Here is a 6,166-nt window from a genome sequence, read left to right as displayed (position 1 = left end):
TGAAGCTCTGCTGGTCGGTCCCGGTCAGGATCGCGGAGAGGATCATGTAGAGAAGGCCCGCCAGCAGGATGTAGCTGTACTTCGTCCCCGCGTCCCGCCTCTGGATCTTGTTGACGTGGAGGTTCACGAGGCTCGCGATCCCGAGGACGATCGAGAAGATCCCGACTATGATGAGCCAGTCCAGCGACGTCTGGTAGAACTGCTCGGAGTGCTTGTGGGGAATGAAGTACTGGATCGCCATGAACATCCCGGTGACAAGGGTGATGAGTCTGGGCAGCTCGCGTTGCATCGATCGCCTCCTACTGCACTCTGAAGAAGTCGACGAACCAGGTCTGGCCGAACGCCGCCATGATCACGCCCAGGACGATCAGGATGGCGCCGACCGCCTTGCCGAAGTCCTGGGCCTTCAAGGTTCCCAGGAGGGGCGGCTCCTGCGAGAGGTAGGCGCTCGAGGCGTAGAGCTCCTCGCCGATCAGGGTGTAGTCGCAGGCCGCGACGAAGAAGGGGATCTGGGTGATCTCATCGGTCCCCGCGATCTGGATCGATCCCGCCACATTCCCGGTCTCGGCAAGGACAAGGCTCTCGGCGTAGAACTTCCCGATGTAGAAGTTCGTCGCCGGCCGCTCGCGCAACATCACTCCGTTGACCGCCGCCGTGTAGCTGAACTGATCCTGCGTGACGAAGTAGACATCCTCCTGCCGGTAGAGCTCGGGGCGTCCGGCGTCCAGGTAAGAGGACTTCACGATCTCCTGGGCGATCGTCATCACGATCGGATCCGCGCAGGGGACGAGGACCGGAGTCTGGTACTCGGCGGTCTTCTTGGCGACCCGCCCGAGGAGTGTGAAGGCGGCGAGGGTCGCCACCTCGCTCGCTACGGAGATCCCCGGTATGAAGAGGATCGGCTTGCCCATCTCGGTCGCGCGGCCGATCGCCTCGTCGACGGCCGAGAGACCGGGAATCGGCCGCACATAGAAGGTCTTCCCCCGCCGGGCGGCCCGGATCAGGACCATCACCGTGAGACAGAAGAGGAAGGTCAGGATGAGCGTGGCCAGCTTGCGGAGATCGAACCACTGCCCTGTCGAGCGGACGGGGCCGGCGACCGCGCTCGGGGCCGATGTCCCGCCGCCCGTCCCCGTGGTCGAGACGCGGTAGTAGTAGGTCTCCTCGTCGCGGACGCTGTTGTCGGTGTAGGCGGTCGTGCCGGCCGGGGCATCGGCGATCCGCTCGAAGGGGCCGGCCTGCGCCTGCGCGCGCTCGATCAGATAGAGAAGCGCGCCCGCTGCGGGATCGGCTTCATCCGGACTCGGGCGCCACTCGAGATCGACGCTCTCGCCCCGGTCGTTGGGCGTGTCGACCGCTTTGAGATCGAGCGGGGGCCTGGGAGCGGGAGGATCTTCCGCCGCGTTCTCCGCCAAGGCGGCCGAGGCTTGCAGGAGGAGTAAGGGAAGGAGAGCGAGCGCCGCGACAAGCGGCAACCCGCGGCCCCGTCGGTGCCGATGCATGGTCCACCTCCCGTCCGCCCGTCCCAAGTTCCAGCGGCTCCCGGCAACCGCCGCGTCGGGCCGAGGGGCATGGCCGATCCTATTCGATGGAAGCGCGGAGGGTCAACGCGTCGCTGCCTATGTGCGGCTGCTTATGGGGGCGCGCTGGCCAGCCGGGCCGCTTGCCGCATGAGCGCTTCGACGTCGCCCCTGTCGCGCCGGTCGAGGACGATCATCTTCGGATGTAACTGACGCGCTTCCCTGGCCAGGGCGGGATCCCGCACCTGCAGCGCATACTGCAGGGCATAGCCGATCAGCGGAGAGGGGATCGCCTTCGCGCCCCCGAACTGCCGGAGGGCCTCGCCCAGCTCCGCCCGGTTCTTCTCCCCGATCCTCAGGATGACCCACTGGATCGCGGGCCATCCGTTCGGCGGCAGCGACAGGTCCTCGCCGTCGTAGTAGCGGACCGGCCGGCGTTCCAGCCTCGCGGCCTGATCCGACCGCGCATTGAGCAGAAGGACTCGATGCAGATCGCCGTAGGCGAGCGTCCACTCCGGGTCAGACTCGAGGGAGGCGATCAGGTCGTTGCTGTGCCCGAGGAGGAGAACCGCGGCGTCGAACCGGTACTGGGCATGGAGACGCCGAAAGGCGGAGGGGTCTGCGAGAGCGGTGAGGAAGGTCTGCGTCTCGGCCGCGCGCATGAAGCGCTGATCCATGTAGATCCTGGCCCCCGGAAGTCGCAGCTGCAGGTAGGATGCGTCCGCGGGATTGGCGAAGATCCTGCCTGCGAAGCGAGCGGGAACGAGCCAGTCCGCGAGCTTCGTCGGGTAGGTGTAGGGCGTGAGCGAGAGGCCGAGCTGCGTGCGCGCCTCGATAGTCCCGTGGTAGGTCCCCGATAGGATCCAGACGGATATCGCGCAGGCGATGAGACCTGCGGCGGGGGCGGCGACCGCGCGCACTCTTGAAGAGAGGCGAGCGCGCCGCTTGCCCCCCGGTTTCTTCTCGAGCAACGCCCGCTCGAGGAAGGAGCGCATCGCCGGAGCGCCGAGAAGAAGAAGCAACGGACCGTTGCGGACGCTCGAGGCGCTCAGGTAGAGGCCCGCGGCCGCGAAGGCGAAGAGATGGATTCGTCTCTCGCCGCGAAAGGCGTTGGCGACCGATGCCAGGAGGACCGCGGCCCAGCAGGCCCAGAAGACCTGCACGGTCCAGATCCTCAGGAAGTCGCCGGTCGGGGGGCGCGTTTCCCGGATCGCCCAGCCCATCGACCCCTGGAATCTCCAGAGGTCGAGGACAAATCTCCAGCCATCGACTCCGTGCGGAGAGAGAAAGCTCGCCACGGAGACGGTCGCGAGGAGCTTGAGCCAGCCGGAGGATCTGCCGCGACCCTGGACCATCGATGAGACGGCCATGATCCCGACCAGCGCGGGGCCGAGGGCGAAGAAGCCGTGCGTGTTCGTCCAGAGGAGCTGGAGCAGGCCGACCGAGGCGATTCGGCGCCAGGTCAGCTCGACGCCGTCCCGGGCCCATCGATCCAGCCGGTCGACCATGAGGATCAGGAGGAGGTAAGAGAAGACCTCGGGGCGGGGGTCGAATCGATTCTGGAGTATGAGGATGCCGCCGATGGCGAGGATCATTCCAACGCCGCCGGAGCGAAGGAGGGAAGCGGCGCGCGCCCAGAGCGCCACGATCGCGACCCAGGCGGCCACCATGAGGAGGCTGACGCCGAAGACCTCGCCGATCCGGTACGAGATCTCGACCATCACCTGGAAGAGCCAGTAGATGTTCACGTATCCGGTCGGCGGGGCGAGGACCAGATCGGGAGGACTGAGAGATCCGGTCTTGAGAATCTGCCGGCCCATGTGGAGATGGAAGAAGATGTCGGGGCCCTGCCAGGTTCGGTAGAGAAGGAGGAGCAGGAGGATCCCAATCAGGATCCAGGCGGCCCGCTCGATCGATGGGGATTCGCGGAGCCTGGGGCCGCCCCTTGGCTGGTTGCGCTCCAGAAGACCCTCCCTTCCTTGGCCCGGGGGGAGTCTAGACCGTTCGAGCGGATCCGCGCGAGTGCGCGGGGAGGGCAAGGAAATGCCCGCACCACCTTTGGCCGCAAAAGTAGGTGCGGGCAAGGGTGAGGTCTAGCCTCACCTTCATCTATGTCACTGCTCGGACCATCTATCAACTCGGCCCTGCTGCTCGCTCAGAAACGATCTCGACTGGGAGGAGTCCTATGCGTTGGTTTGCTTCCCCAAATCTCGACCACGGGGTGATCATCGGTCATTCTGAGAGGGACGTCACTCTTTTTTATTCACTATTTTCGCATTTGTTATGATATTCACGAGGGCAAGGCGTCTTGAGGCCTTCCTGCCGCGGTTGACCTTGCGATGTAGCAGACTATTTCACAACGCGTTAGGCAGCTCTTTCGGAGCTTACATCGCTCGCCCCGGCGCTCTAACATGTCAGGTCATGGACTCTGGGAACGTCGATTCCCCGCTCTTCGAAGGCGCCCGCCCCGATGGAGCGGCCCCTCCCCGGGGGGAGGAGTTGCGCAGGGCGTACGCAGATCGGGCGCTCGCGCAGATCCCGCGCCTGCTCTCCCTTCAAGACCGCAACGAGTTCTCGCCGACCTACGGATGCTTTCACCGCGAGTACTGGCTCTGCCGGAGCGTCGACTTCCCCTCGGCGATCGCGCAGTTCGGCGCGCACTCCCTCGCGCTCGCCTACACGACGCCCTTTCCCGACAACCCGTATCTCGGAAGCCCGAAGATCCTCTTCTGGGCTCTGGCCGGGATGGAGTTCTGGACCCGCATCCAGCACTCGGACGGATCGTTCGATGAGTTCTATCCGAACGAGCGGGGATGGGCCGGCCCGACGGGATTCCTGGTCTACGCGATCTGCGATTCCCTGCGGCTTCTAGATGGGCACCTGCCGCCCGGTCTGGCAGATCGACTCCGCGAGAGCGTCTACCGGGCGGCCCGCTTTCTCGCGCGATACGACGAGCCCGGGGTGCTCGCGAACCATCACGCGATGGCCATCCTCCCGATCTACGAGGCCTACGCGCTCTTGGGCGACCGGAGACTCCTCGCGGGATTCCACGAGCGCCTCGACGACTTCCTCCGCCACTGCGACGAGGAGGGATGGTGTCTCGAGTACGACGGCGCCGATCCGGGCTACCTCTCGGCCACGATCTCGTTTCTCGGGAAGCTGCGGAAGATCTACGCCGATGAGCGGATCGATGGCGTGATCCGTCGCGCGATCGACTTCTGCTCCCACTTCGTCTTTCCGGACGGACACTTCGGCGGATCGCTGGGCAGCCGGCAGACGCTCCACTTCTACCCCCACGGCTTCGAGCTTGCCGCGCCCCGGGTTCCGATGGCGGGCGCCGTGGCGGAGCGGATGCTGTCCGCCCTCCGGCGCGGCCGCCTCGTGCCCCCGGAAATCCAGGAGGATCGCTACTTCCTCTACAGGATCCCGGAGCTGCTGCAGTCCTGGATCGACTGGAGGCCGCGACCCGATCCGCTTCCCCCGCTTCCCTGCGACGGTCCTCCGTTCACGAGGAGCTGGCCGCGCGCGCGGATGCAGATCCGCAGGACTCCGGAGGCCTACATCGCGGTCAACCTCGCCAAGGGAGGCGTGCTCAAGGTCTGCGGCGTGGGGGAAGCCCCGAAAGTCCTCGCGAGCGACTGCGGCATCCTCGCCGAGAGGGCTGACGGCCGTGTCGTGACCTCGCAGTGGATCGATCCCAACCGCGCGATCCGGTGGGACGAGAACGAGTTTGTCGTCGAGGGATCTCTCCACTTCATGGTCACGAAGGCGTTCACCCCCTGGAGGATGATCCTCTTCCGCCTCTTCCTCCTCTCGGCGGGCTGGAGCGCGTGGCTCGCCTACCGGATCAAGGGCGGGATCCGGCGGCTCCTCATGACGCGGAGCGGGGCGTCGCCGTCGCGCTTCAGGCGCGCGATCCGCTTCGAGAGCGGCAGGGTCATCGTGACCGACCGGATCGAGCGGGGGAGGGGGCCGCGCTTCGAGAGGGTCAGGATCGGCGACGACTTCAGCGTCCGGTACGTTCCCCAGTCGCGCTACTTCCAGAGCTTCGAGCTGGGCGTCAGCGGCTCCTACCTGTCGGATGCCGACATCGAGCGTCTGAACAGGACCGGGAGGATCGATGTCGTCCGCGAGATCGATCTGAAGAAGGGGCTCGTCCGCATCGCGACCTCGGAGGAGCCGTGAACGAGGCGGGTGACTCTGTCCTTCGGCAGGCGGACGAATCGCCGAGACGGCCCGTCAACACGGCCCGCGACTGGCTTCGCCTCGCGGCGGTCGCCGCGGTCACCGTCCTCGTCTTCTTCTTCATCTTCCGGGATGTCTCCTTCGCGGCGGTGGGGGAGATCCTCCGCGAGGCCCGGTTTCTTCCCCTCGTCGCGGGTTTCGCGATCACGCTGGCCTTCCCTCCTCTCTCCGCGGCCAGGTGGCGCTGCGTGATGGAGGGGATGGGATGTCGCATCGCGCTCAGGGAGTCGATGGGGCTGGTCCTGGCGTCCTGGACCCTGTCGATCTTCACGCCGTCCAAGGGGGGGGACCTCGCGAAGGCGTACTTCCTCAGGGGACGCTTCCCCGTGAGCTCGGTCCTGGGATCCGTTCTTGCCGTGCGCCTCGTCGACACTCTTGTCCTGCTGGCCTTCTGCCTCGCC

Annotated in this window: 4 protein-coding genes; 1 reads left to right on the top strand and 3 read right to left on the bottom strand. The window is 66.1% G+C overall.

Annotation, left to right across the window (positions count from 1 at the left end):
• From FJY88_10970 to FJY88_10960, 3 genes are all read right to left on the bottom strand, one after another.
• Positions 1 to 289: hypothetical protein (locus FJY88_10970; protein MBM3287855.1), on the bottom strand; the 289-nt coding region annotated here is incomplete at its 3' end.
• 10 nt (positions 290 to 299) lie between these two features.
• A complete protein-coding gene (locus FJY88_10965; GenBank protein MBM3287854.1) occupies positions 300 to 1,502 on the bottom strand; it encodes a fibronectin type III domain-containing protein in 1,203 nt (400 codons plus the stop codon).
• A gap of 131 nt (positions 1,503 to 1,633) precedes the next feature.
• Entirely contained in the window at positions 1,634 to 3,559 is a 1,926-nt protein-coding gene (locus FJY88_10960) for a hypothetical protein (GenBank protein ID MBM3287853.1), read from the bottom strand.
• A 1,647-nt stretch (positions 3,560 to 5,206) separates the two neighbouring features.
• Here FJY88_10960 and FJY88_10955 point away from each other — a divergent pair.
• A partial coding sequence (locus tag FJY88_10955) for a flippase-like domain-containing protein (GenBank protein ID MBM3287852.1) occupies positions 5,207 to 6,166 on the top strand: 960 nt, incomplete at its 3' end.

The sequence above is a fragment of the Candidatus Eisenbacteria bacterium genome (genome assembly GCA_016867495.1).
Lineage (GTDB): Bacteria > Eisenbacteria > RBG-16-71-46 > CAIMUX01 > VGJL01 > VGJL01.
Note: the sequence above shows the minus strand (reverse complement) of the source record. Positions and strands in the feature narration are given on the sequence as shown.